Consider the following 24,281-nt stretch of genomic DNA (forward strand, 5'->3'; position numbering starts at 1 on the left):
GTCGGTCGGGTCAGTCCACGGGGATGATGACGCCCTGGTACTGCTCGGCGAGGAAGTCGGCCATCTCGTCGGAGGTGAGCAGCTCGTAGAGGGTCGCGATCCGCGGGTCGTCGGCGAGCTCGGGGGTCGTCGACAGCACGTTGTAGTACTCGCTGTCGCTCTCCTCGGCGAGGATCATCTTATCCTCACCCAGCCCGGCCGGCAGGGCGAACGCGGCGGTGACGATCGCGGCGTCCTGGTCCTCCACGGCCTGCGGCAGTGTCGCGTTCTCGATCTCGACGAACTCGATGTTGCGCGGGTTGGAGGTGATGTCGGCGATGGTGATCGGCTCGTCGGTGACCTCGATGAGGCCGTGCGCGGCGAGCAGCTTGAGCGCACGGCCCTCGTTCGTCGGGTCGTTCGGGATCGCGATGGACGCGCCGTCGGGCAGCTCGTCGAGGGAGGCGTAGTCGCCCGAGTACAGGCCCATGCGCGGCAGGTACACCTCGCCGACCGAGACGAGCTCCTCCCCGGCGGCCTCGTTGAAGGTCTCCATGAACGTCGTGTTCTGGAAGAGGTTGGCGTCGACGTCGCCGTCGACGACGGCCGGGTTCGGCGTGTTGTAGTCACTGAACTCGACGAACTCGACGGTGAGGCCCTCGGCCGGGGCGAGCTCCTCGGCGACGAACTTGAGCATGTCGCCGGCGGGGACGGCGAGCGCCCCGACGCGGATGGTGTCGGACTCGGCTGCCGAGCCGCCGTCGTCGTCCCCTCCGCAGGCGGTGAGCGCGAGGGCGGCGAGGAGGGCGACGGGGAGCGTGCGGGTGATGCGCATGGGTTCTCTTTCTCAGCGGTGTGACGTGCGTCGGGCGATGAAGCTGCCGATGCTCTGGAGGATCTGGACGAGCAGGACGAGGACCACGACGACGACGAGCATGTACTCGAGGCTGTAGCGCTGGTACCCGTAGCGGAAGGCGACGTCCCCGAGCCCGCCGCCGCCGACGGCGCCGACCATCGCGGAGTAGCCGATGAGCCCGACGACGGTGGTCGAGAGCCCGAGGGTGAGGGCGGGGACGGCCTCGGCGAGGAGGACCTTGAAGAGGACGGTGCGCTTCGTCGCCCCGAGGGAGACTGCGGCGTCGACGATCCCGCGCGGCACCTCACGGACGGCGATCTCGACGAGCCGCGCGAAGAACGGGATGCCGGCGACGGTGAGCGGGACGATCGCGGCGGTCGGGCCGATGAACGTGCCGACGACCGCCCGGGTGAAGGGGATGAGCAGGATCATGAGGATGATGAACGGGATGGACCGCCCGACGTTGACGACGACGTCGAGCACCCGGTTCACCACCTTCCCCAGCGCCCGCGAGCCGAAGGGCTTGGCGTAGAGGCCGCCGCGCTCGGTGGTGACGAGCAGGACGCCGATCGCCGTGCCGACGACGATGGTGAGGAGCAGGGCGACGAAGACCATGTAGAGGGTCTGCCAGGTCGCGTGGATGACGATGCCGAAGAGGTCGGACCAGAACTCCGGGGCGTCGCGGTCGATCATCGGACCACCTCCACGAACAGGCCCTGCTCGCGCAGGTAGGTGAGGGCGCGCTCGACCTCTTCGGCGCTGCCGGGGATCTCCAGCCGGGTGCGGCCGGTCTGGGTGCCGCCGTGGATCGTCTCGATCGCGGCGCCGAGGATGGCGACGTCGATGCCCTGGTCACGGGCGAGCTTGGCGATGACCGGCTCGGAGGACGTCTGCTTGGTGAAGGTGATGTCGACGATGCGGTGGCCGCGGTCCGGGGGGAGCTCGCCGAGCTCGAAGAGGGCGGCGGCCAGGCGGGAGCCGGGGGTGGTGATGAGCTGCTCCATCGCCCCGTTCTCGATGATCCGGCCGTGCTCCATGAGCGCCGCGGAGTCGCAGATCCGCTTGATGACGTCCATCTCGTGGGTGATGAGGAGGACGGTGAGGCCGAGCTCGCGCGACAGGCGGCGGATGAGGTCGAGGACCGAGCGGGTGGTCTCCGGGTCGAGGGCCGAGGTGGCCTCGTCGGAGAGGAGGACGCGCGGGTTGTCGGCCAGGGCGCGGGCGATGCCGACGCGCTGCTTCTGCCCGCCGGAGAGCTGGGCGGGGTAGGCGTCGGCGCGGTCGGCCAGGCCGACGAGGTCGAGGATCTCCTGGGCGCGGCGGCGTCGGGCGCCGCGGCCGGTGCCGGCGATCTCCAGGGTGAGCTCGACGTTGCCGAGGGCGGTGCGCGAGGAGAGGAGGTTGAAGTGCTGGAAGATCATCCCGGCCCGGCGGCGGGCCTCGCGCAGCTCCTTGCCGCGCAGCTCGGAGATCGTCGCTCCGGCGACGGTGACCGTGCCCGAGTCGGGCTGCTCGAGGGCGTTGACGGTGCGGATGAGCGTGGACTTGCCGGCGCCCGACTGGCCGACGATCCCGAAGATCTCCCCGGGCTCCACGTGCAGCGAGACGTGGTCGAGCGCGTGGACCTCGCCGCCGGGGGTGCGGAAGGTCTTGGACACCTCGACGAGGTCGATCACACCGGTCCTCCTGGGATCGCTGGACGCGCGCGGGGTTGCGGCGCGTCGCGGCATGCCCAGGTTCGACCGGTGGAGCGGGCCAAGTCCAACGAGAGAGACGGCAATCTCACGATGTGGCCTGTGATGTGTTCGGAGTCGTGGCACCGGGCTCCCGTCGCACCTTGCCACCCGAGGCGCTGGACGACCCCTCCGCGACCTCTGACCGACCTGATCGGTGCTCACCCAAGGGCTTGGCGGAGGCCTGTACATGAGCCGTCTGGGGCTCACCCTCCCTACGTGGTCCTGCGTATTGGCCTGTCTCCCACACGGACGCATCCTGGGTCGAGGGGCACACCCGCCACGGAAGGAGCAGCTCATGCTTTCGAGTCGAGTGCTGGTCGAGCGGCTGGCACCTACGGCGCCGCTTCCTCGGCTGCCGCACATCCCTTTCGAAGCACTCGCCGCCGGCGGAGCATGGGGCGGGGAAGAGGCTCTCCAGGCGGTTGAGGTCGCTGCGGACTCACGGCCGCGTGGCGCGACAGTGGCACTCGAGCTCATGGATGCACTGTCGGCAGACACCCCGTCCGCCGACATCGCTATCGGCCTTTTCGGCACCCGGGCCGATCCGGACCTCGTCACCCTTCAGATCGACTACCTGCGCTCATGCTTCGGCGTGGCCTACCTCCTCGCCGCCGGGGGTGTCGACGTCGGGCCCTGGGCCGAGCGGATTGCACTCGCGTGCGCGTCTGCGCGCCCCGTTGGCCAGGCGCTCCGGTCGATGTTCGTCGCGGACGGAGCTGGCGTGCCCGCCCCTGGTGAGCCCACCCGGAAGGACAGCGTGCGTCCTGCGCGTGAGCAGGACCCACTCGACCGGCTCCGTCCCGCAGGGTCGACGGTCCCATCCGTCAGAGGCCTGACGTCGACCTCCAGGCTCACACTCGGCGAGAACTTCCGGAAGAAGTCGTCGGTCCGAGCAGTGGAAGCAGCGCTCACCGTCTTCGGCACCGCGGTGGGCCGATCAGTACCCGTTCCTGCCGGTCGGGTGAGCCTCGTCGACCCGGTCGATGCCACGCCGGGAGAGCAAGTCGTGATCACCGGGGTGTCATTCGGTCCGCCGTCCTCCCGCGCCGTGCAGTTCAGCGGGAGCGGCGATGTGCGCGTGTCCGGTGAGGACGCTATCGAGTGGACGGACACACAAGTCCGAGTCGCCGTTCCTGCGGGGGCACGCCCTGGCCCCGTCGCAGTCGTCGAGGAGTCTCACACGACCGGGCCAGAGGGCGACACGGTGGCTGAGATCGTCACGACGCTGGAGCCCTACCTTTCCGCCGCCGCTGCGGCTCCGGTGCGCGTCGTGCTCGCCTCGCTCGCACCCCCCGCCCTCGCTGTCGTCGCCAGGGCAGCGGACGTCGCACATTGGGGGCCACCTGAGATCCTGGAGTTCACGATCGAGCCGGGACCCGACTTCAGCCCCGGACAGACCGTCACCCTGCGGTGGCGTACGAAGGGCGCCGACGAGGTCGAGATCGGGACGCGGCAGCTCTCAGGCGTTCACGAGTTGCCTATCCCACGCCCGCCGCTCCCGCTGTCGGGTGCCGTCACCGTCACCATTCCGGGGACCAGGTCATGGACCGCCGAGTACGCCGTCATCGCGCACAACACGCGGGGTGCAGGCACCAGCACCAGTGCCTACAAGACGATCGTGGTGCGTATGGCGCAACGGACGGGCCTCGCTCTCGGGGGCGGGGGCACGCGCGGCGATTTCCAGGTGGGCGCGCTCCAGTACCTCTACGACGAGCGCGGGTACCGTCCCGACGCGATCGTCGGCACCTCTGTGGGGGCGATCAACGCTGTCGACCTCGCAATGGGCGACGACCCCGGCCGCCACGCCGCCACGAGACTCCGAGCCAGCTGGGACGCCCTCACCGATGAGAGCAGCATGTGGGAGGAGGAGCCATGGGTCTCGGGACTCAAGGCAGATGCAAAGACCGCGCTCGGCCAGCTCTCATGGCAAGGTCTCCTACTCCTGCCCTATGCCGCGATCCGCGGCGTGCTCGCCGTCAGTGAGATCGGCGCGGCGGCAGCGCGTCCGGGAAGCGCGATCTTCAACCTCCTCCCGATCGCGCGACGGCTGAACGCCGCCTTCGACCGCTCGAAACTGCAGGCATCGAGGATTGCGCTGCGGCTAGTGTCGGTAAGCCTCGAGACCGGAGAGGTCGTCCAGGTCGACGAACGCGCAAACCTGACCTTTCCCGGCCCAGATCCGCAACGTCCGACGTTTCCCCCTTTCCCGCCGGTCCCGGTCACCGTGCCGCTCGGAGCCTTGGCCTCGGCAAGCATGCCCGGCATCTTTCCTGCTCTGCCGCTCGGCAACCACATGTGTGTCGACGGCGGCGTCCGCGACGTCGTGCCTGTGCGGATTGCGGTCGAAGAGCTCGGCTGCCACGAGGTCATCGCCCTCCGGTGCAGCGCGCCGGTAGAAATTCAGCAGATGGATCCCACTCGGACCTTTGCCCAGGTCATGGCCCGAGCAGTCCTCGGCATCACCTTCGACGAGGTCGCCGACGACGATGTCAGGCCGCCTGCCTGGGGCCGAGCTGTCACGGTCCACGAGATACGCCCCACCTTCGACCTCCACGACCCGATGGTGGTGGAACCCGGCCTCATCCGCATCGCAGCCGACTACGGATGGATGAGGGCCGCCGACGTGCTCGGTGTGCCAAGTCCCAAGACCGCTCGCGCGAAAGACCTTTCCGACCGCATCACCAGACTCCGTGTCTACAACTGGCAACTGACCTGGCGTGCGTTCGGAAAGGGCAACCATCCCGATCCTCACCGCGGGTTCGCCGACTTCATCCTCGCCGGAACATCTGGCAAGCCTCCCGTCACGGGCTTCAAGTCGGCGCACGATCCCGACGCCGTCCGAGCGATCCGACGGAACTGCCTCGCGATCCGATCGGCACTCGAAGAGAGACTCCGCGAACAGATCCCGATCCCCTCCGCCAGCGTTCACTCGGGGTGGTTCCGGGAGTGGGAGACAGTCAGCGGCGATCACCCGATGCCAGATCCATGGGGGTTCTTCGTCAGCGTCGCGGGCAATGTGGACGCTCAGCCGAAGCCCTCCGAGCTGTAGACGGGACGGTGATTCTCCGCCGTCCAGTACGCCGGGGAACGTTGACGCCCCCGCCCCCGCCCCCGACCATAGGGAGAGCCGGGCGCTTGTGAGGCTGCGCAGGGGGCGACAGATGCGAATGCGACGGCTGGCGTCCTGGCTGGATTTCGCCGGGGACTGCCTCCAGAGCCTTGAGAGCGAGGTCGACTGGTTGACGGTCGGCGATCTTCTCGCCACGCTTCTCCACGCACCGACTGCGGGACTGTTCACATGGAGCCCGCGCGTCGCCGGCTCAGTGACCGCCTTCGAGAGATCGCCCGAGCCACTCCTGCCGGACATCGCCTCTCGGGCGTCTGATTCCCACCCTCTCGCCCTGCACTATGTGAGAACTCGCACGTCAGGCGTCACTGCCATCCACGAGGTCGAGACGACTGCCGAAGGACGGCGATACGTCTCCGAGCTTCGAGCGGTCGGGATGGATCAGCACCTCTGGATACCGGTGCCCTCGGAAGGCCGGATGCTGCAGGTATGCGGAGCGTGCCGCGCCGCCGATCGGTTCACCGGCGACGAGCACGGCGACGCGGTGGCGGTCCAGCGGCTGCTCGTGGGCGTCGTCAAGCACTCACAAGCCGTACATTCATGGAGGGGGACGCCGGGCGGGTTGTCCGATCACCGGCTCGCCACGGCGGCGGAGTGGCATCTGACCGCCCGCGAGGTGCTCGTGCTTGACCTCGGCTCGCGCGGAATGACCTCCGCGGCGATCGCTCGCGCCCTGTCGATCTCGCCGCGCACCGTGGAAAAGCACTTCGAGAACACCTACCGCAAACTCGGCACACGCGATCGGATCTCAGCCGTCCTGCGCGCCCAGTCATCCGGTGTCCTCACCGCGAGAAGGACGAACTAGCGATCGTCGCCCGTCGTCGAACGCGAAAGGCGCGCCGCGTCCTGGGACGTGGCGCGCCTCGGCGGAGGGGCCGGCTAGCTCGCGACCGGCGAGAGCCTTCCGTCGACCATCTCGACGACTCGGTCGCAGTGCTCGAGGACGTCGTGGTCGTGGGTGACCATGACGACGGCGATGCCCCGCTCGTGGCAGCGCTCGGCGAGCAGCTCGACGATCTCGTGGCTGCGCGCCCGGTCGAGCGCCGCGGTGGGCTCGTCGACGAGCATGAGGCCCGGCTCGTTGACCAGGGCCCGGGCGATGCCCACACGCTGGCGCTCCCCGCCGGAGAGCTCACCGGGCCGGTGGCCGGCGCGGTGGCTCATCCCGACGGCCTCGAGCAACGGCATCGGGTCGAACCCGCGGGCGCCGGGGCGCCCGGAGATGCGGCGCGCGAGGCGCAGCTGGTCGGCCGCGGTGAGCGCGGGGACGAGGTTGCCGGACTGGAAGACGAAGCCGAGGCGGCGACGTCGGAAGCCGGCGAGCGCGCCCTGCCCTCGCTCGCGCAGCGCGGCGAGGTCCTCGCCGAGGACGTGGACGTCCCCGGAGGTCGGCGCGGCGAGGGCGCCGGCGACGGCGAGCAGGGAGGACTTGCCAGCGCCGGAGGGGCCGACGACGGCGACGAGCTCGCCGGGGACGACCTCCAGGCTCACCGAGTCCATCGCGCGGACCTTGCCCGCGCCGTCGCCGACCTCGAGGGTGACGTCGCGCAGCAGCAGGGCCACGTCGGCCGAGGGTGCGTCGTTCATCGTGTTCCGGGTGCTCTCGGCGGTGCTCATCGGGCGCCTCCCAGCGCGGTGATCGGTTCGATGCGGGTGACTCGCAGGACGGCGACAGCCGCCCCGAGCAGGCCGAGGAAGATGGTCAGCGCCGAGGCGACGGCGATGGCCGGGGCCTCCAGCGCGAACGGCATGCCCTCGGGCATGAGGGACCCGAGGCCCACCCCGACACCGACGCCGAGCGCGGTGAAGACGAGGAGCAGGATCGCCGCCTGGGCCAGGCCGTCACGCAGGAGGTAGCGGGCCGAGGCGCCCATGGCGCGGAGCACGGCGAGCTCGTGGCTGCGCTGGATGGTCCACACGGTGAAGAACGCGCCGACGACGAGCGCGCCGATCGCGTAGAGGAACCACTGGATCATCTGGAGCGTGAGGGTCTCTGCCTGGTAGCCCGGGGAGGCGTTGAAGGACTCCTTCAGGCTCATCGTCGTTGTCTCGGCGGCAGCGTCACCGGTGGCGTAGTCCCCGGCGGCGACGGCGGAGCCGTCCTCGCCGCGCAGGCCGATGACGGAGAACTCGGCGAAGTCGAGGCCGGCGAGGTCCTCGGCGCTCGGCGTCCTCCCCGCGGGCGCCTGCCCGGCGGCGATGAGCTGCCACGTCTCGAGCGGGAGGTAGGCGACGTCGACGTGGCCGAAGGTGGCCTGGTCCTCGGTGAAGCCGACGACCTCGAGCTCGGTGTCGATGCGGTCGAGGGTGACGACGGTGCCGAGCTCGAGCCCGTCCGCGGCGCCCGAGACGACGATGCCGGCGGGCTCCCCGACACCCTCACCCTCGGCGACCTCGGGTGCGAGGAAGGAGTCGGGCTCGACGCCGAAGAGCGTGAGGTCGACCTGCTCGCCGGAGTCGGTCACGGCGTTGACGATGGAGGCGCCCATCGGGCTCGCCTCGGCGACGCCGGGCTGGTCGCGCCACGCCTCGAGCTGGGTCTCGTCGACGACCGAGCGGGAGAAGGCGTTGTCGGCCTTGGTGCCGGCGTCGAAGGCGAAGGCGGTCGAGGACGGCAGGGCCTTGAGGCCCGAGACGCCGTCGTTGACGAGGCCTGCGGACAGGCCGGAGAGAAGGACCATGAGCACGGCGATGAGCGCGATGACCACGCCCATGAGACTGAACCGGCCCCTGGCGAACGTGAGCTCGCGCAGTGCAAGGAACATGTGGTGACCTTTGGTGTTGCTGGCGACCGGCACCGCTGCGGGCGCTGCGCCCGCGCCAGGATGTCGACACCATGTCGGAATGATGTCGACATTGTGTCCACAAAAGTCGTCCCCGCACAAGGTGCCTGGTCAGACCGGGCGGCCGCTGCCCCCGAGCTCGCGGACCAGCGGTCCGAGGACGGCACAGAGGCGGGCGACGGCGACGTCGCGCCCCTTTCCCGACTCGAGGAGGAGCGTGGCGCCGTGCACGACGGCGTTGACGAGCTCGGCGACCTCGTCCGGCGCCTCGACGTCGAGCGCGGACAGGGCGGCGATGAGCGGCCCCTGGACCTCGCGGTGCATGAGGGCGGCCTGCTCGTCGAGCGCCTCCCCCGGCTCGAGCGCGGCGAGCGCGCTACCGACGGCGTGGGCCCCCTCGTCCACGAGGTCGAGGTTGGCCACCGCGTAGGCGATGATGCGGTCGGCGTCGGTCGGCGCTGCGGCCATCGCCGCGCGGATGCGCTCGGTCCACCGCGGGTAGACGTCGCGCACCATCGCCTGCAGGAGCTCGCGCTTGGAGCCGAAGTACTGGTAGGCGCTCGTACGGGCGAGGCCGGCGCGCCCGGCGACGTCGGAGAGGCTGGGCGGCTCCCCCGTCTCGAGGAGGATGGCGTGCGCAGCGTCGAGCAGGGCACGCTCGCGCGCCGCTCTGTGTTCGGCGACGGTCGCCGCGGAGATCCTGGGCACGACACCGAACCATACGCCCGACTCGACGCCGAGTGGTGCCGTCCCGCAAACGCTCAGCCCCGCAGTCGCGCCAGGCCCTGCGCCGCGCGCTCCAGGACGCTCTCCTGCTTGACGTAGGTGAAGCGCACCCACGAGCCGAGGGCCTGCGCCGTCGGGGAGCCTGCGGCGCAGAACGCGGTCACCGGGATGCCGACGACGCCGGCGAGCTCGGGCAGGCGGCGGCACAGGTCGACGGCGTCGGTGAAGCCGAGCGGCGCGGCGTCGGCGACGACGAAGTAGGTGCCGGCCGGGCGGACGGTGGCGAAGCCGGCGGCGTCGAGCGCGCCGGAGAGCAGGTCGCGCCGCGAGGCGAGCGAGGTCGCGAGCCCGCCGACGTACTCCCCCGTGCGCCCGTCCTCGTCGGCGAGCGCCGTGGCGACGGCGTGCTGGAACGGGCCGGAGGCGACGTAGGTGAGGAACTGCTTGACGGTGCGCACGGCGGTGACGAGCTCGGCCGGGCCGTGCAGCCAGCCGACCTTCCAGCCGGTGAAGGACAGCGTCTTGCCGGCCGAGGAGATCGTCAGCGTGCGCCCGGCCGCCGCGGGCAGGGTGGCGAGCGGGACGTGGCGGGCGCCGTCGTAGGTGAGGTGCTCGTAGACCTCGTCGGTGACGATGACGGCGTCGCGGGCAGCCGCCTGCTCCGCGAGGAGGGTGAGCTCCTCGGTGGTGAGGACGGTGCCGGTGGGGTTGTGCGGGGTGTTGACGAGGACGAGCCGGGTGCGCTCGGAGAACGCGGCGCGCACGTCGTCGGGGTCGAGGTGGAAGCCGTCCGGGCCGGGCCGCAGGGCGACGGTGCGGTGGGTCGCGCCGGCCATCGCGATCGAGGCGGCGTAGGAGTCGTAGTAGGGCTCGAGGGTGAGCACCTCGTCCCCCGGGCCGGCGAGCGCGAGGATCGTCGCCGCGATGGCCTCGGTGGCGCCGGCGGTGACGAGCACCTCGGTGTCCGGGTCGACGGCGAGGCCGTAGTGGCGGGCCTGGTGGGCCGCGACCGCCTCGCGCAGCTGCGGGATGCCCGGGCCGGGCGGGTACTGGTTGAAGCCGTCACGGATCGCGGCGACGGCGGCCTCCTTGAGGTGCTCCGGGCCGTCGACGTCCGGGAAGCCCTGGCCGAGGTTGACCGCCCCGGTGCGGGTCGCGAGCTCGGACATCTCGGCGAAGATCGTCGGCGCGACGGCGCCCGACGGCGAGAGCAGGCCGGCCCCGCGGGCCACGTCGATCCACCGGTCACTACGCATGGCGGGCATCCTCGCACCTCTGCCGGGAGCGGGCGGCTCCCGTTCACCAGGTGCCCTTACACCTACGCGCAGCCTGTGGACGGCCAGGCGGCCGCGACCGAGCTCGACGCCATGGCGGGCGAGCTCAAGGAGCTCTGCGAGACCGCGGTGTTCCCGGCCATGGATCCCTGGGCGTCGGCCCGGACCAGGCCGCCACCTACGTCTACAAGAACGCCGACGGCACCGAGATCTGGAGCCAGACCTTCACGTCCTGACCCGCGCGAGGTGGCGTCCACGGCCCGTGGACGCCACCTCCCCGGCGGCGAGCTGGGACGTGCTCAGCGCACGGGCACGCCGTGCGCCGGCGTCAGAGCCGGTCGAGCAGCCGGCTCCGGCGCCGCTCGTACTCCTCGTCGCTGATCTCGCCGGCCTCGTGGAGGTCGGTGAGCGCCTTCGCAGACGCGACCACCTGCTCACCGACCGTGCGCCGGCGCAGGACCTTGATCGCCGCCGCCACGACGAGGACGGCGGCGACGAGGAACGCGACCAGCACGAGTGTCCACACCACGTCGTACGAGGCGGGGAGCAGAGGGTTCACACCGGGGGCAAGCATGGGCTCAGACTAGGGAAGACGCGTCGGGCCTGTGGGCACTCTCCACCCGAGGATCGCGGACAGCTACGTCACGGCCGGCGACGTAACGTGGGGCAGAGCCTTACCGTCGAGCCGAGGAGTGCCGTGAAGCCCTGGCCTGAGATCGTCCCCCGCCTGGTCGCCAGCGACATCGACGGCACGATCGTGCCGCACGGTGGCACCGTGAGCCCCCGCACCCGCGCCGCGCTGCAGCGGTACGTCGAGCACGGCATCGAGGTCGTCCTCGTCACCGGCCGCCCGCCCCGGTGGCTGCCGCCGGTGGTCGAGGCGACAGGGCTCACCGGTCCGGTCATCGCCGCCAACGGGGCGATGGTCGTCGACGCCGGGTCGCTGGAGCCGATCGAGGTCAGGGCGATCCCGCCCGAGCACCTCGGCGAGGCGGTCGAGCGCTTCACCGCGGCGTTCCCCGACGCCGTCTTCGCCGTCGAGACGCCCGGGGAGCTGCTCGTCGGGCCGGGCTTCGCGCAGGCCCCCGCACGCGGTCGGCGCGAGGGACTGACCCCGGAGGGGCCGCCCGTCACCGAGGCCGCCTCCCTCGGCGAGCTCCTCGACGTCGCGGACGTCATCAAGATCCTCGTCCGCAGCCCCGCGTCCGACCCGGACGAGATGCTCGCGACCGGCCGCGCCGAGGCGGGGCACGTCGTGAGCGTCACCCGCTCCGGCGTCGCCCGGCCGCTGCTCGAGCTCGGGCCGGTGGGCGTCACCAAGGCCTCGACCCTCGCCGAGCACGCGCGCGCCCGCGGCATCGACCGGGCGGACGTCGTCGCCTTCGGGGACATGCCCAACGACGTCGAGATGCTCCGCTGGGCCGGCCACGGCTTCGCCATGCACGACGGGCACCACGAGGCCCGCGCCGCGGCGCCGTACCTCGCCCCTCCCGTCGAGGAAGACGGCGTCGCCCAGGTCCTCGAGACCTTCCTCGCCGCCCGCCCCCTCAGCCCCGTCGTCGAGGGCTGAGGACACCTGACGGCCCGCCGGTCGGGACGGCGGCCGGACCCGGCTAGAGCACGATCAGACTGAGCACCCACGTCGCGAGGATGGCGGCGACACCCTCGATCGCCGTCGCCGGGGTCAGCGTGCGGTAGGCCGTGGCGACGGGGATGCGGCTGAGCTGGGAGACGACCCAGAAGTAGGAGTCGTTGGCGTGGGACACGACCATGGCCCCGGCGCCGACGGCGAGGACCGCGAGCGCCGCGCCCGTGGAGCCCGGCAGCCCGAGGGTGTCGAGCAGCGGGGCGACGAGCGCGGCGGTCGTGATGATCGCGACGGTCGAGGAGCCCTGCGCCGTCTTGAGGGCGGCGGCGATGACGAAGGGGACGAAGACGCCCAGGCCAAGGGTGGTGAGGTGCTCGGTGATGACGTCGGTGAGGGCGCTCGCGCCGAGGACGCCACCGAACGCGGCGCCGGCGGCGGTGATGAGGAGGATCGGCGCGGCCACGGTGATCGAGCCGGTGACGATCGAGTTGAGCTGCTCGAGTCTGCCCTTCCCCCGGAGCAGCGCGACGCCGAGCGCGAAACCGATCACGAGGGCGATGACGGGCGCCCCGACGAAGCGCACGGTGGTGGCGAGCGCGCCGTCCCCGAGCGGGGCGCCGGGCAGCGAGGCGACCGAGGCGAGGCAGATGAGGACGATCGGCACGAGGATCGGCAGGAACGAGGCGAGCGCGGAGGGCAGCGTGCCGTACGCGGCGCGCATCTCCTCGTAGGTCCGCTCGTTGCGTGCCTCCTCCTCGGTCTGCGGCTCGAGCTCGACGTAGCGGTTGCGCAGCGCGCTGGCGAAGAGGAGCGCGGCTCCGGCCGCGAACGCCGCCACGGGCAGACCCAGCCCGATGACGAGGCCGAGGTTGTCGACGACGCCGAGCTCGCTCGCCGCCGCGAGCGGCCCGGGAGTGGGCGGGACGATGGTGTGGGTGGCGTACAGGCCGGTCATGAGCGCGACCGACATGGCCACGGGTGAGACGCGGGCCCGCACGGTGATCGCCTTGCGCAGGGAGTTGAGGATGATGAAACCGGAGTCGCAGAACACCGGGATGGCGACGACGTAGCCGATGACGCTCATCGTGAGGTTGGGGAACCGCGTGCCGAGCACCCGGATGAGGGCGTCGGCCATGGAGATCGCGGCGCCCGAGCGCTCGAGGACGAGCCCGATCATCGTCCCGAAGAGGATGACGAGGCCGATGTTGCCCATCGTGTTGCCGAAGCTCGTGAGGATCGTCGGGATGATGTCCGCGGTCGGCAGCCCGAACGCGAAGCCGCCGACGACCGCGGCGCCGAGGAGCGCGAGGAACGGGGAGATCTTCAGCCTGGCCGTCATGTAGACGATGGCCGCGACGAGTAGGACGAGGACGAGGACGTCGATCACGGGGTGCTCCTTCGCACGAGGTGGTCAGCGGGTGGTCAGCGGTCGGATTCGGCGGGACGGTGGGCGAGGAGGCGGCAGACGGACTCCGCCGCCTCGGCGAGGAGCGGCGCCGCGTCCGCCCGCAGCTCCTCCTCGGTCGCAGGCCCGGGGGCGATGGACACGGCGGCGGTGAGCCCGGCGGCGGCGACCTCCTGCGCGGTGAGGGCGACCCGTCCGGCGAGGACGACGACCGCCGCCCCCTCCGGCGCGCACTCCCGCACCCGGTCGACGACCTTGCCGTGCAGCGACTGTCCGTCCAGGCTGCCCTCCCCGGTGAGGACGATGTCGGCACCGGCGAGCGCGGCGCGCAGGTCGACGGCGTCGGCCACGAGCCGCGAGCCGGGCAGGACCTGCGCCCCGAGCACCGCGCACAGCGCGGCGGGCAGCCCGCCGGCGGCGCCGGTGCCGGGCGTCTCGCGCAGCCATCGCTCCGGGACGCCGGTGGCGCGGGCGAGCCGGCCGGCGAGGTGGGCGAGCCCGGCGTCGAGGGTCGCGACGTCGTCGGGGCCGGCACCCTTCTGCGGGCCGAACACGGCCGCAGCCCCGCGCCGGCCGACGAGCGGGTTGTCGACGTCGACGGCGATGCGCCAGCGCACCCGCCGCGCCCGCGGGTGGAGGTCGTCGAGCTCGATCTGCTCGATCGCGGCCAGCCCTCCCCCGCCGGGTGGGACCGGGTTCCCGGCGGCGTCGAGGAACCGGGCGCCGAGCGCGCGCAGCACACCGGCGCCGCCGTCCGTCGTGGCCGAGCCGCCGATGCACAGGAGGATCTCCTCGGCGCCGGCGTCGAGCGCGGCGCGGGCGAGCTCGCCCACCCCGGCGGAGTCGGCGTGCAGCGGCCGGGGCGGCACGTCGCGCACGTGGGGCAGGCCGTTGGCCTCGGCCGCCTCGATGACGGCGGTGCGCGAGTCGGCGCTCAGCCCGTACCGGGCGGTGCGACGCCGGCCGAGGGCGTCGTGGACCTCGACGTGGCGCTCGCGCCCGTCCCACGCGGCGAGGAGCGCGTCGAGGGTGCCCTCCCCGCCGTCGGCCATCGGGACCGCCGAGACGGACGCGCCGGGGCCGAGGGCGCGCCGTGCGCCGCGCACCATCGCCTCGGCCGCCTCGCGGGCGGTGAGACTTCCCTTGAAGGAGTCCGGGGCGGCGACGACCTGCTGCCTCACCAGCACAGGCAGAAGGGGTGTCCCGCCGGGTCGGCGTACACCTGGAAGGTGTCGGCCCCGTTGCCGTTCTCGGCGGCCTTGAGCAGGCGGGCGCCCAGGGCCATGACGTGCTCGTGCCCCTCGGTGATGTCGTCGATCCACAGGTCGAGGTGGATCTGCTGGGGCTCGCCGTCGGGCCACTGCGGGGGGACGTGCTCGGGTGCGAGCTGGACGGCGACGCACGGCTTGCCGTCGACGACGATCTCGTGCCAGTCGCCGTCTGCCTCGACGGTGCCTCCCAGCACCCCCGCCCAGAAGCGGCTCTCGCTCTCCACGTCGGCGGCGTCCAGGACGACGAGGGTGTGCTTGATCTGCATGGCGGCCTCCTTGTCGGGTGGCGCCACGCTAGTCCGGTCGGTGCCCCGGCGGGAGGGTTCCGGGTGGGCGACCTCGCCCGCCCCGGCTCTGCGCCGGGGCGCCCGACCGCCTCAGACCTGCAGCAACGCCTTGATCGCGCGGCGCTCGTCCATGGCCCGGTAGGCCTCGGCGGCGTCCTCGAGCGGGAGCGCGAGGTCGAAGACCTTGCCCGGGTCGATGCGCCGCTGCCGAATGAGGTCGATGAGCTCGGGCAGGTACCGGCGCACGGGCGCGGGGCCTCCGTGGAGGGCGACGTGGGAGCCGAAGAGGAGCCTGCCGGGGATCTCGACGTCGTGGGAGACGCCGACGAAGCCGACGTGCCCGCCCGCCCGGGTGGAGTTGATCGCCTGGAGCATGGCCTCCTGGGTGCCGACCGCCTCGATGACCGAGTGGGCACCGAGGCCGTGGGTCATCTCCTTGACGACTGCGGCGCCATCGTCGCCGCGCTCGGTGACGATGTCGGTGGCGCCGAACTCCCGGGCCAGTGCCTGCCGGTCGGCGTGCCGGCTGAAGGCGATGATCCGTTCGGCGCCCATCTCGCGGGCGGCGAGCACCCCGAGCAGCCCGACGGCGCCGTCGCCGACGACGGCGACGGTCTTGCCCGGCCCGACCTGCGCGGCCGCGGCCGCGAACCACCCGGTGCCGAGCACGTCGGAGGCGGCGAGGAGGCTGGGGACGAGCTCGGCCTCGGGCTGTTCCGGGGTGGCGACGAGCGTGCCGTCGGCGAGCGGCACGCGCAGGTACTCGGCCTGGGCGCCGCTCATGCCGACGCGGTGGACGCAGCCGGACTGGTAACCCGAGCGGCAGATCTCGCACGTGTTGTCCGAGGCGATGAAGGAGCCGACGACGAAGTCGCCCGGCTTCACCGTCATGACGTCGGAGCCCACCGCCTCGACGATGCCGACGTACTCGTGGCCCATCGGCCGGGGGCGGCGGATCTCGTCGGCGCCGCGGTAGGGCCACAGGTCAGAGCCGCACACGCAGGTGGCCGCGAGTCGGATGACGGCGTCGGTCGGTTCGGTGACCGTGGGCATCGGCAGGTCCTCGACCCTGACGTCCCCGGCCGCGTGCATGACAACTCCGCGCATGGTGCTCCTCTTCGCTCGCGCCGCCCTGGGGCGGTCCCGGCTCGTGCCGGCCAGGTGCCAGCGTCGCCTCCGCCGGGCAGGCGCACAAGCGGGAAGGACGACGGCGGCGCTACCCCCCGCACGTGGGGTGGCGCCGCCGTCGGAGTGCTGTGCCCGGTCGTGCCGCGCACTGCACGGATGTCGAGAAACCTAGTCCTACGTGCGGCGTTGCACCAGAGGTAGCCCTCTCCCCTGCCGGCGTCGGACCGCGGGGAGACCATGGAGAGGTGACGCAGCAGCTCCTCTCGTGGGACGCCCACGCGGGCTCCTGGCAGCCGATCGCGAACGAGCAGCCGATCCCCGCGCGCAGGGCGCAGGTGCCGTGCGACGTCCCGGTGGAGGTGACGGCGCGGGTGGAGTGGGCGACGGACGGCGTCCAGCTCGTCGAGACGGTGGTGTGGGCGTGGTCGGGGCGCACGGTGCTCGTCGAGCTGCACGACACGCGGCGGCAGACGATCGGGGTGTGGCTCCCGGCGGGCGACGTCCGGCGCCGCTGAGGGTCGGACGCTCTCCCGGACCTCGCTCCGGCGCGACGTCCGGAGTCGCCGTGTGACGGCACGGGAGTCGGCAGGAGGCCGACGTCGGGCCGCCTGCCCGTCCGTAGCGTCACCGTCCATGACAACCGACACCGCCACCCGCCCGACGACCCTCACCCGGCTGCGCCTGCCGGCCCTCATCGCCTACACGTGGGTGATGATCCTGCTCCTCGGCGCGATCCTGCTCGAGACGCTGATGGTCTACCCCAACGTCTTCGCCGACCCGCCCGACTCCCTCGCCCTGACGATGGACTTCCTCTCCGTCACCGGACCGAGCGACTTCTTCCCGCCGTTCGGCATGGCCACCTGGGCCTTCGGCGCGGCCGCGCTCGTCACGACGTGGCGCCAGCGCGACGCCCGCGGCTGGGTCGCACTCAGCCTCGCGATGGTCGTGTGCGAGGGCATCGCCTCGGTGCTGTTCTTCTGGCCGCGCAACGAGATCCTCTTCGTCGAGGGCACGGCGGTGCACTCCGCCGACTACCTCGTCCAGGTCGCCCGCGAGTTCGAGACCTGGCACTGGGCCTCACGCATGGTCTTCAACGCCACCGCGGCCCTTGCCGCGTTCGTCGCGTTCCTGCGCGTCCACCGCGCATGGGTGCTGCGGCGCGCGGACCTCGGCTGAGGCTCAGGGGCGGCCGACGCCGTCGAGGTGCCGGCGCAGCACCTCCACCAGCCGCTCGGGGGTGGCGTGCCGCGGGTTGACGGCGGCGTGCACGGCGAGGCCGTCGACGAGCGCGAACAGCCGGTGCGCCTCGAGCTCGACGTCCTCGGCCGCGGCGTCGGCCGGGAGCAGCCGGCGCACCCACTGGAGGCAGCCGTCCCACAGGGCGGTGTAGGCCTCCTCGCGCAGCTCACGCAGCTCGGGCTGGACGAGCGCGCGGGCGGTGAACGCGAGCCAGACCTCGTTCTCCGCCCGCCGCTCCGCGTCGAGGGGCAGGAGCTCGCCGAGGACGGCGACGGCGGCCTCCCGGACGTCCGGCGGGCGGGGCGCAGCGGCGACCCGCTCCTTTACGCGTCCCACGACCAGACGCATCGCGAAGACGAGCAGGTCGGTCTGGGTGCTGAAGTAGTGCCGCAGCGAGCCGGTGGACAGGCCGGCCTCCCGGGCGACGGTCCGGACGGACGCCTCGGCGAGGCCGTCGCGGCGGACCACGCGCCACACCGCCTCACCCAGCTCCCGGCGGCGTTCCTCGACATCGACGACTCTCGGCACCTGCCCTTTGTAGCACGGTCGTGATACTTTGGGCGATCTGACACAGTCGTGCTAGATCCTCCGACCGAGGAGGCGTCGTGGACCACGCCGACCGTCCCGCCCAGCGCACCGCCACCCCCGCGCCCCCTCCGCCGACGCCCGCGCCGCCCGCCGCGCGCCGGGTCGCCCGGCGCAGCCTCGTCATCGCCGCCACCGGCTGGGTGACGGCGAACGCGTGGGTCGCCCTCACGGTGGAGCGCCGCCCCTTCGACTGGCCCGCGCGGCCCGCCGGCTCGGTGGGTCAGGACCTCCTGGACGCCAACCTCGCGCTGGTCCAGGTGCTCCTGCTCATGGGGGTGGTCCACCTCCTCACCCGGCGCCGTGCACGCCCGGACCTCGCTGCCCGCGCTCCCGACCGGACGACGTCGCTGCGGGAGACGCTCCTGCTCCTCGGCTACGGCGCGCTCGGCCTGGCCGGTGGCTTCCTCCTCGCCCGGGCGCTCGGCTGGCACCCGTTCGCGCTGCACGTCGCGGGGAGCATCTACGGCACGCACGCCGTCGTCGAGCCGGCCGAGATCCTCACCTGGGCGGGCTACAACCTCCTCGTCTACGCCGTCGTCCCGCTCCTCTGGTTCCGGCGGCGCTACTCGGCCCTCGCGCTGGGCCTGCGCTCGACCGACCGGCGCGGCGACCTCCTCGTCATAGTCGTCGTCCTGCTCCTCGAGCTCGCCTTCCAGGTCCTCGCCCTCGACCCGGGGATCGTCGACCTGGAACCCCGTCAGCTGGTGCTCGGTGCGCCCCTGACCTTCCTCCTCTACCTCGCCGGGGCGGTCCTGCCGGCGATGGTCTTCATCTACGCGATCCTCGTGCCGCGCTACCTCAGGCTCACCGGCTCCGCGACGGCGACCGTGATCCTGGGAGGGCTGACCTATGCCGCCATGCACGTGTGGGACGCCTGGACGGTGCTCACCTCGCCCAGGGACGCGCTCGTGTCCGGGATCTTCCTGCTCCTCACGTACTTCGCCCCGGGAATGATCAAGACCCACCTCACCGTGCGCACCGGCAACGCGTGGGTCCACGTGTGGGCCTACCACGCCCTCGCGCCGCACACCCTCGTGGACACCCCGCACGTCGTCCACTCCTTCGGCATCCACTGAGGTGCTGTCACGTCCTGCCCGCCCGCGGTGTCTGGTGAGCACAACCCGATGAGGACCTCCGAGGAGTGAGTGGACATGACACGCACGACAGACGTGGTGGTCGTCGGCGGCGGGTACGCCGGCGTCGTCGCCGCGAACCGGCTCAGCACGGCCCCGAACCTCCAGGTCACCCTGGTCAACCCGCGCAGCACCTTCGTCCAGCGGATCCGGCTCCACCAGCGCACCGCGGGCACGCACGACGCCGTCACCGACTTCGCCGACCTCCTCGCCCCCACCGTGCGGCTCACCGTCGACACGGTGACGAGGATCGACCTCCCGTCCCGGACGCTCGTGCTCGACAGCGGCGCCGCCGCCCGGTACGACTACCTCGTCTACGCAGTCGGCAGCCACAGTGCGCCGTCCCGCGTCCCCGGGGCGAGCGGGCACGCCCATCCGCTGAGCACGCTGGAGCAGGCGCAGGCACTCCAGCGCACGCTCGCCGCGACGAGCCCCGCGGAGCCGCTCGTCGTGGTCGGCGGGGGCGCCACCGGGATCGAGACGGCGGCCGAGCTGGCGGAGACCGGGCGCCCGGTCACCGTGGTCACCCGCGGCGAGGTCGGCACCTACCTCCACCCGGGCGCGCGGCGTGAGGTCCGGCGACAGCTCGAGCGGCTCGGCGTCACCCTGCTCGAGGGCGTCACGGTCGGTGCCGTCACCTCCCGCTCGGTCCACCTGTCCGACGGGCGGGAGCTGCCGAGCGCGGTCACCGTGTGGACCGCCGGCTTCGGCGTCCCGGACCTCGCCGCCCGCAGCGGCCTGAGCACCGACGCCGTCGGTCGTGTGCTCACCGACGAGACGCTCACCAGCGTCGACGACGAGCGCGTCGTCGCCGCGGGTGACTCCGCCGCGCCGTCGGGCCTTGCCTACCGGATGAGCTGCGCGGCAGCCCTGCCGCTCGGTGCCCACGCAGCGGCCACGGTCCTGCGGCGGGTGGCCGGCGAGGAGCCCACCCGCTTCTCCGTGCCCATGCCCGGGCAGTGCCTCAGCCTCGGTCGCCGGGCCGGCATCCTGCAGCTCTCCCGGCGCGACGACACCGCGACCCCGGTCTACGTCGGAGGCCGGCTCGGTGCGTGGCTCAAGGAGTCCGTCACCGCCGGCAACCTCGCCTCGCTCGGCATGGTCGCGCGCCACCCCGGCCTCATCGCCTCCCTCACCACCGTCCACGACCCGCGCCGGGCGCGGAGGGTCGCGGACCACACCGCCGCCTCCGCCGCGGCGACCCGGGCAGACTGAGGACACCCGGCCAGGGAGGTCGACCGTGACCGACGAGTCCACCGACGAGGCGACCGACTCCTTCGTCACCCACCGCAACCTGCTCTTCACCGTGGCCTACGAGATCCTCGGCTCGGCCGGCGACGCCGAGGACGTGCTGCAGGAGAGCTGGCTGCGGTGGGTCGGCGTGGACCTCGCCGACGTCCGCGACCGGCGCGCCTACCTCGTGCGGATCACCACCCGGCAGGCGCTCAACCGGCTGCGCACCGTGCGCCGGCGCCGGGAGGAGTACGTCGGGCAGTGGCTGCCCGAACCGCTGCTCACCTCACCCGACGTCGCGGAGGACGTCCTGCTCGCGGAGGGCGTCTCGATGGCGCTCATGGTCGTGCTCGAGACGCTCTCCCCCACCGAGCGGGCCGTGTTCGTCCTGCGCGAGACGTTCGGATTCGGCTACGACGAGATCGCCGACGCCGTCGGGAAGTCCCCCGAGGCCGTCCGGCAGGTCGCCCACCGCGCCCGCACCCACGTGAGGGCGCGCCGGCCCCGTCGGCCCACGAGCCAGACCGAGAGCCGACGAGCGCTGGAGGCGTTCAAGATCTCGATCGAGACGGGCGACGTCCAGGCGCTCATGGACGTCCTCGCTCCCGACGTCGTCGTCCTCGCCGACGGTGGTGGGGTGCGCCAGGCGGTGCCCAACCCGGTCCGCGGGGCGGAGAAGGTGGCCCGGCTGTTCCTCGGCGGCATCCGCAAGGCGGGCGGCGTCCTCGCCGCGGAGCACGCGGCCGTCAACGGCCAGCCGGCCCTCCTCGTCACCATGGACGGCGAGCTCGACGGCGTCTTCACGGCCCAGGTGGAGGACGGCCGGATCACCGGGATCTACTACGTCCGCAACCCGCACAAGCTCTCCCGGACCGAGGAGAGCGTCCCGCTCGCGCGGCGCTGAGGCATGGTCGCACGCCGACGGCCGCACGCGCCGGGCACCATCGAACCGGCGTCACCAAACCACCTCCCGACGTCGGCGTCAGGCGCTAACTTCTGCGCAGTGCCCAGGGAAGGGCACCTGACGACCTCGATGGGACAATCGGATGAACACCACTGTGCGCCGTCTCGGCGCTGGAGCGGCCGCCGCTCTGCTGACCGCATCGCTCGCCGTCGTGGCGGCACCCTCCGCACTCGCGAAGGGCGGTGAGGTCGGCGGCTCGGGCTCGGAGTTCCACCTCTCCGACACCTTCTCGGCCCAGGCCAACACGAAGTTCACCTACGGCCGCGCGACCGACGAGGTCTACGTCGGCGACTGGGACGGTAACGGCACCGACACCCTCGCGCTGCGCCGCGGCGCCACCTTCCACATCCGCAACTCCAACAGCGGCGGGCCGGCAGACCGGGTCGTCACCTACGGCCGTCCGGGCGACGTCGTCCTCGTCGGCGACTGGGACGGGGACGGCAAGGACACCTTCGCGGTCCGCCGCGGCGCCGTCTACCACGTGAAGAACTCGATGTCGGGTGGCCCGGCCGACCAGCAGGTCGTCTACGGACGCGCTGGTGACACCGTCCTCGTCGGGGACTGGAACGGCGACGGCAAGGACACCTTCGCCGTGCGCCGCGGCGCCGAGTACCACGTGAAGAACTCCATGACCCCCGGCCGCGCCGACAAGGTCGCGGTGTACGGGCGCGCCGGTGACGACGTGTACGTCGGCGACTGGAACGGCGACCGGAGGGACACGTTCGCCGTGCGCCGCGGCGCCCAGTACTTCGTCGCCAACGAGATCCGCCCCGGCAACGCCGACCGCACCGTCGTCTACGGCCGCACCACCGACACCACCCTCGTCGGCGACTGGAACGGCGACGGCACCGACAGCCTCGGCATCCGCCGCACCCCCGCGCCGCCCGCGCCGGCGCCCGTGGCCTTCCGCGACGGCACCCACCGGGTGGGCTCCGGCATCAAGCCGGGCACCTACCGCGCCTCGAGCGGCAGCCTCTGCTACTGGGAGCGGTTGTCCGGGTTCAGCGGTGAGCTCGACGACATCATCACCAACGACTTCGGCGGCCGCACGATCGTCACGATCGACGCCTCCGACGCCGGTTTCCGCTCGAGCAACTGCGGCTCGTGGGCGGCGGTCGGAGCAACCTACCAGTCCCCGCTCGCCACCGGCTTCCAGGACGGCACCTACGTGGTGGGCGGGCACATCGCCCCCGGCACCTATCGCGCCCCCGGCGGCACGAGCTGCTACTGGGAGCGCATGTCCGCGTTCAGCGGCTCGGTCGACGACATCATCACCAACGACTTCGGGCAGAGCTCGCCCGTCGTGACGATCGCTCCGGGCGACAAGGGCTTCTACTCCAACGGTTGCGGGACCTGGACCCGCTGAGGATCCCCGTCGGCGGCCCGTGCCACCCCGCGGTGGTGCGGGCCGTTCGTCGTCCCGCCGTCCGGCGACCTGGTCTAGAGCGCCTCGCCGATCCCGTCGTCGACGGCGATGAGCTCGCGCAGCCGACCCTGGAGCGCCGCCTGCTGGGCCATGACCGTGAGCCGCCACAGCGCCGATCCGCCCATGCCGGTGACCTGGTCGGCGTCCTGCTCGGGCCCCATCGGCGTCCTCCTTCGTCGGGGGCGACTTCCCCCGGCGTCGCTGTTGGCGACAGTAGAAGACGTTCCCGTGGCGCCCTGGGACCTTGATCCCGGGTCGCCCGAACGGCGGAAAAGAGGGAGGGCGGGAGCGGGGAGCCCGGCCGTATAGCCTCGTGACAGCCGACCACCCGAGGAGACCGGAGGACCAGTGCACCGCTTCGACGAGATCACCGTCGACCAGCTCCGCGCCGCGGGGAGTGTGAAGTGGACGCTGTTCCCCGACGCCATCGGTGCCTTCATCGCCGAGATGGACTTCGGCGTCGCGCCGCAGATCGCCGACGTCGTGCGCGCCGCGGCCGACTCCCAGGCCATGGGCTACCTCCCCTCGGCCGACCGCGCCACCACCGCCCGCGCCACGTCCGACTGGATGGCGGGCACCTTCGGCTGGCAGGTGCCCGAGGAGCACGTCTTCCTCCTGCCCGACGTCCTGTCCGTCCTGCGCGTCACCGTCCAGCGCTTCACCCCGCCGGGCTCCCCCGTCATCGTCCCCACGCCCGCCTACATGCCGTTCCTCACCGTGGTCCCCGCGCTCGACCGGGAGGTCGTCGAGGTGCCCTCGATCCTCGACGAGGACGGCCGCTACCGTCTCGACCTCGCCGGCATCGACGCCGCGTTCGCCGCCGGGGCAGGGCTCCTCGTCCTGTGCAACCCGTGGAACCCGGTGGGCCGCGTGCTCACGCGCGAGGAGCTCGCGGAGGTGGCCGCGGTGGTCGACCGCCACGGTGGGCGGGTGTTCTCCGACGAGATCCACGCCCCGCTCGTCCTCGACGACCGCCCGCACATCCCCTACGCCTCGCTCGACGAGCGCACCGCGGGCCACACGGTCACCGCCGTCGCCGCCTCGAAGGGGTGGAACGTGCCCGGCCTCAAGTGCGGGCAGATGGTCCTGTCCAACCCCGACGACGTCGCCGCCTTCGCCCCGTACGCCGCCGACACCGGGGACACCGTCGGCCTCCTCGGCGCCCGGGCGGCCACGGCCGCCTACAGCGAGTGCCAGGACTGGCTCGCCGACGTCGTGGGCTACCTGCGCGGCAACCGCGACCTGCTCCTCGAGCTGGCCGGGGAGATCCCGGGTCTGCGGGTCAGCCCGGTGGAGGGCACGTACATCGCCTGGCTCGACTGCCGCGACCTCGACCTGCCCGGCGGGCCCGCGACGTTCTTCCGTCGCGAGGCGGGGGTGGCCCTGACCGACGGGTCCTCCTGCGGGGAGGCCGGCGAGGGGTTCGCGCGCTTCGTCTTCGCGACGCCCCGCCCGGTCCTGCGCCGGGCGCTGGAGCAGATGCGCGACGCCGTCGCCGGCGGCTGAGGAGACGCACGACGTCGGCACGAGTGACCGCA

At 72.4% G+C, this 24,281-nt stretch carries 24 protein-coding genes; 10 read left to right on the forward strand and 14 right to left on the reverse strand.

Annotated elements, in window-relative coordinates; genetic code table 11:
* Nucleotides 1–10: 10 nt before the first annotated feature.
* The 3 genes from FHE66_RS02165 to FHE66_RS02175 are packed head-to-tail and all read right to left on the reverse strand — an operon-like array spanning nt 11 to nt 2,511.
* Nucleotides 11–814: a MetQ/NlpA family ABC transporter substrate-binding protein gene (locus tag FHE66_RS02165; protein ID WP_139071355.1), complete on the reverse strand. Its 804-nt coding sequence runs from the start codon at nt 812–814 to the stop codon at nt 11–13.
* A gap of 12 nt (nt 815–826) precedes the next feature.
* Nucleotides 827–1,528, reverse strand: coding sequence for a methionine ABC transporter permease (locus FHE66_RS02170; protein WP_139071356.1), 702 nt, complete (start codon nt 1,526–1,528; stop codon nt 827–829).
* On the reverse strand, nt 1,525–2,511 hold the full coding sequence (locus tag FHE66_RS02175; protein ID WP_255303575.1) for a methionine ABC transporter ATP-binding protein: 987 nt from the start codon (nt 2,509–2,511) through the stop codon (nt 1,525–1,527). Before FHE66_RS02175 ends, FHE66_RS02170 begins: the two co-directional genes overlap by 4 nt.
* A gap of 535 nt (nt 2,512–3,046) precedes the next feature.
* On the opposite strand from FHE66_RS02175, the gene FHE66_RS02180 reads away from it, so the two are divergent.
* On the forward strand, nt 3,047–5,620 hold the full coding sequence (locus FHE66_RS02180; RefSeq protein ID WP_168202715.1) for a patatin-like phospholipase family protein: 2,574 nt from the start codon (nt 3,047–3,049) through the stop codon (nt 5,618–5,620).
* A 112-nt stretch (nt 5,621–5,732) separates the two neighbouring features.
* Nucleotides 5,733–6,503, forward strand: a complete 771-nt coding sequence (locus FHE66_RS02185; RefSeq protein WP_139071359.1) for a response regulator transcription factor — start codon at nt 5,733–5,735, stop codon at nt 6,501–6,503.
* 74 nt (nt 6,504–6,577) lie between these two features.
* Here the strand turns inward: FHE66_RS02185 and FHE66_RS02190 are convergent, their stop codons facing one another.
* From FHE66_RS02190 to FHE66_RS15275, 5 genes are all read right to left on the reverse strand, one after another.
* Nucleotides 6,578–7,315: an ABC transporter ATP-binding protein gene (locus FHE66_RS02190; RefSeq protein ID WP_176554607.1), complete on the reverse strand. Its 738-nt coding sequence runs from the start codon at nt 7,313–7,315 to the stop codon at nt 6,578–6,580.
* The gene (locus FHE66_RS02195; protein WP_139071360.1) at nt 7,312–8,463 is read right to left on the reverse strand and encodes an ABC transporter permease; all 1,152 of its coding nucleotides are present in this window, start codon (nt 8,461–8,463) and stop codon (nt 7,312–7,314) included. The genes FHE66_RS02190 and FHE66_RS02195 overlap by 4 nt, the downstream gene beginning before the upstream one ends.
* Before the next feature lie 129 nt (nt 8,464–8,592).
* On the reverse strand, nt 8,593–9,189 hold the full coding sequence (locus FHE66_RS02200; protein ID WP_139071361.1) for a TetR/AcrR family transcriptional regulator: 597 nt from the start codon (nt 9,187–9,189) through the stop codon (nt 8,593–8,595).
* 53 nt (nt 9,190–9,242) lie between these two features.
* Nucleotides 9,243–10,463 carry an aminotransferase class I/II-fold pyridoxal phosphate-dependent enzyme gene (locus FHE66_RS02205; protein WP_139071362.1) on the reverse strand — a complete coding sequence of 407 codons (1,221 nt, stop codon included), beginning with the start codon at nt 10,461–10,463 and terminating at the stop codon, nt 9,243–9,245.
* 346 nt (nt 10,464–10,809) lie between these two features.
* Nucleotides 10,810–11,040: an SHOCT domain-containing protein gene (locus FHE66_RS15275; protein ID WP_168202716.1), complete on the reverse strand. Its 231-nt coding sequence runs from the start codon at nt 11,038–11,040 to the stop codon at nt 10,810–10,812.
* Nucleotides 11,041–11,178: 138 nt separating this feature from the next.
* Here FHE66_RS15275 and FHE66_RS02210 point away from each other — a divergent pair, with 138 nt between their 5' ends.
* Nucleotides 11,179–12,051: an HAD family hydrolase gene (locus tag FHE66_RS02210; protein WP_168202717.1), complete on the forward strand. Its 873-nt coding sequence runs from the start codon at nt 11,179–11,181 to the stop codon at nt 12,049–12,051.
* 43 nt (nt 12,052–12,094) lie between these two features.
* Here FHE66_RS02210 and FHE66_RS02215 read toward each other — a convergent pair whose 3' ends face one another.
* The 4 genes from FHE66_RS02215 to FHE66_RS02230 all read right to left on the reverse strand — a co-directional run bounded on the left by FHE66_RS02215 (nt 12,095) and on the right by FHE66_RS02230 (nt 16,139).
* Nucleotides 12,095–13,456: a GntP family permease gene (locus tag FHE66_RS02215; protein WP_139071364.1), complete on the reverse strand. Its 1,362-nt coding sequence runs from the start codon at nt 13,454–13,456 to the stop codon at nt 12,095–12,097.
* 35 nt (nt 13,457–13,491) lie between these two features.
* Entirely contained in the window at nt 13,492–14,655 is a 1,164-nt protein-coding gene (locus FHE66_RS02220) for a glycerate kinase (protein ID WP_369692750.1), read from the reverse strand.
* A complete protein-coding gene (locus tag FHE66_RS02225; protein WP_139071366.1) occupies nt 14,652–15,011 on the reverse strand; it encodes a VOC family protein in 360 nt (119 codons plus the stop codon). The genes FHE66_RS02220 and FHE66_RS02225 overlap by 4 nt, the downstream gene beginning before the upstream one ends.
* Before the next feature lie 111 nt (nt 15,012–15,122).
* Nucleotides 15,123–16,139 (reverse strand): zinc-dependent alcohol dehydrogenase family protein, encoded by a 1,017-nt coding sequence (locus tag FHE66_RS02230; RefSeq protein ID WP_139071367.1) that lies wholly within the window; start codon nt 16,137–16,139, stop codon nt 15,123–15,125.
* Nucleotides 16,140–16,405: 266 nt separating this feature from the next.
* Here FHE66_RS02230 and FHE66_RS02235 point away from each other — a divergent pair, with 266 nt between their 5' ends.
* Entirely contained in the window at nt 16,406–16,675 is a 270-nt protein-coding gene (locus FHE66_RS02235; protein WP_139071368.1) for a hypothetical protein, read from the forward strand.
* A 118-nt stretch (nt 16,676–16,793) separates the two neighbouring features.
* Complete coding sequence (locus tag FHE66_RS02240; protein ID WP_139071369.1) at nt 16,794–17,336, forward strand: hypothetical protein; 543 nt, start codon at nt 16,794–16,796, stop codon at nt 17,334–17,336.
* 3 nt (nt 17,337–17,339) lie between these two features.
* On the opposite strand, the gene FHE66_RS02245 is transcribed toward FHE66_RS02240, so the two are convergent.
* Complete coding sequence (locus tag FHE66_RS02245; protein WP_139071370.1) at nt 17,340–17,927, reverse strand: TetR/AcrR family transcriptional regulator; 588 nt, start codon at nt 17,925–17,927, stop codon at nt 17,340–17,342.
* 77 nt (nt 17,928–18,004) lie between these two features.
* Between FHE66_RS02245 and FHE66_RS02250 the strand changes: the two genes are divergently transcribed.
* From FHE66_RS02250 to FHE66_RS02265, 4 genes are all read left to right on the forward strand, one after another.
* On the forward strand, nt 18,005–19,063 hold the full coding sequence (locus tag FHE66_RS02250) for a hypothetical protein (protein ID WP_176554609.1): 1,059 nt from the start codon (nt 18,005–18,007) through the stop codon (nt 19,061–19,063).
* A 75-nt stretch (nt 19,064–19,138) separates the two neighbouring features.
* Nucleotides 19,139–20,335 (forward strand): NAD(P)/FAD-dependent oxidoreductase, encoded by a 1,197-nt coding sequence (locus FHE66_RS02255; protein WP_139071371.1) that lies wholly within the window; start codon nt 19,139–19,141, stop codon nt 20,333–20,335.
* 25 nt (nt 20,336–20,360) lie between these two features.
* Nucleotides 20,361–21,257 (forward strand): RNA polymerase sigma-70 factor, encoded by an 897-nt coding sequence (locus FHE66_RS02260; protein WP_139071372.1) that lies wholly within the window; start codon nt 20,361–20,363, stop codon nt 21,255–21,257.
* A 142-nt stretch (nt 21,258–21,399) separates the two neighbouring features.
* The gene (locus tag FHE66_RS02265; protein WP_139071373.1) at nt 21,400–22,683 is read left to right on the forward strand and encodes a hypothetical protein; all 1,284 of its coding nucleotides are present in this window, start codon (nt 21,400–21,402) and stop codon (nt 22,681–22,683) included.
* Nucleotides 22,684–22,757: 74 nt separating this feature from the next.
* On the opposite strand, the gene FHE66_RS15280 is transcribed toward FHE66_RS02265, so the two are convergent.
* Nucleotides 22,758–22,904 (reverse strand): hypothetical protein, encoded by a 147-nt coding sequence (locus FHE66_RS15280; protein WP_176554610.1) that lies wholly within the window; start codon nt 22,902–22,904, stop codon nt 22,758–22,760.
* A 187-nt stretch (nt 22,905–23,091) separates the two neighbouring features.
* Between FHE66_RS15280 and FHE66_RS02270 the strand changes: the two genes are divergently transcribed.
* Complete coding sequence (locus FHE66_RS02270; RefSeq protein ID WP_255303576.1) at nt 23,092–24,249, forward strand: MalY/PatB family protein; 1,158 nt, start codon at nt 23,092–23,094, stop codon at nt 24,247–24,249.
* Nucleotides 24,250–24,281: the final 32 nt, after the last annotated feature.

The organism is Georgenia sp. 311, from assembly GCF_006151955.1.
GTDB classification, from domain to species: domain Bacteria; phylum Actinomycetota; class Actinomycetes; order Actinomycetales; family Actinomycetaceae; genus Oceanitalea; species Oceanitalea wutianyii.

What these genes read in the sequence shown, in the direction of transcription:
- FHE66_RS02230 (WP_139071367.1), bottom strand. Translation starts at nt 16,139, where the DNA reads ATGCGCGGAGTTGTCATGCACGCGGCCGGGGACGTCAGGGTCGAGGAC.
- FHE66_RS02240 (WP_139071369.1), top strand. Translation starts at nt 16,794, where the DNA reads ATGACAACCGACACCGCCACCCGCCCGACGACCCTCACCCGGCTGCGC.
- FHE66_RS02165 (WP_139071355.1), bottom strand. Translation starts at nt 814, where the DNA reads ATGCGCATCACCCGCACGCTCCCCGTCGCCCTCCTCGCCGCCCTCGCG.
- FHE66_RS02190 (WP_176554607.1), bottom strand. Translation starts at nt 7,315, where the DNA reads ATGAGCACCGCCGAGAGCACCCGGAACACGATGAACGACGCACCCTCG.
- FHE66_RS02225 (WP_139071366.1), bottom strand. Translation starts at nt 15,011, where the DNA reads ATGCAGATCAAGCACACCCTCGTCGTCCTGGACGCCGCCGACGTGGAG.
- FHE66_RS02265 (WP_139071373.1), top strand. Translation starts at nt 21,400, where the DNA reads ATGAACACCACTGTGCGCCGTCTCGGCGCTGGAGCGGCCGCCGCTCTG.
- FHE66_RS02170 (WP_139071356.1), bottom strand. Translation starts at nt 1,528, where the DNA reads ATGATCGACCGCGACGCCCCGGAGTTCTGGTCCGACCTCTTCGGCATC.
- FHE66_RS15280 (WP_176554610.1), bottom strand. Translation starts at nt 22,904, where the DNA reads ATGGGGCCCGAGCAGGACGCCGACCAGGTCACCGGCATGGGCGGATCG.
- FHE66_RS02195 (WP_139071360.1), bottom strand. Translation starts at nt 8,463, where the DNA reads ATGTTCCTTGCACTGCGCGAGCTCACGTTCGCCAGGGGCCGGTTCAGT.
- FHE66_RS02255 (WP_139071371.1), top strand. Translation starts at nt 19,139, where the DNA reads ATGACACGCACGACAGACGTGGTGGTCGTCGGCGGCGGGTACGCCGGC.
- FHE66_RS02205 (WP_139071362.1), bottom strand. Translation starts at nt 10,463, where the DNA reads ATGCGTAGTGACCGGTGGATCGACGTGGCCCGCGGGGCCGGCCTGCTC.
- FHE66_RS02185 (WP_139071359.1), top strand. Translation starts at nt 5,733, where the DNA reads ATGCGAATGCGACGGCTGGCGTCCTGGCTGGATTTCGCCGGGGACTGC.
- FHE66_RS02180 (WP_168202715.1), top strand. Translation starts at nt 3,047, where the DNA reads ATGGATGCACTGTCGGCAGACACCCCGTCCGCCGACATCGCTATCGGC.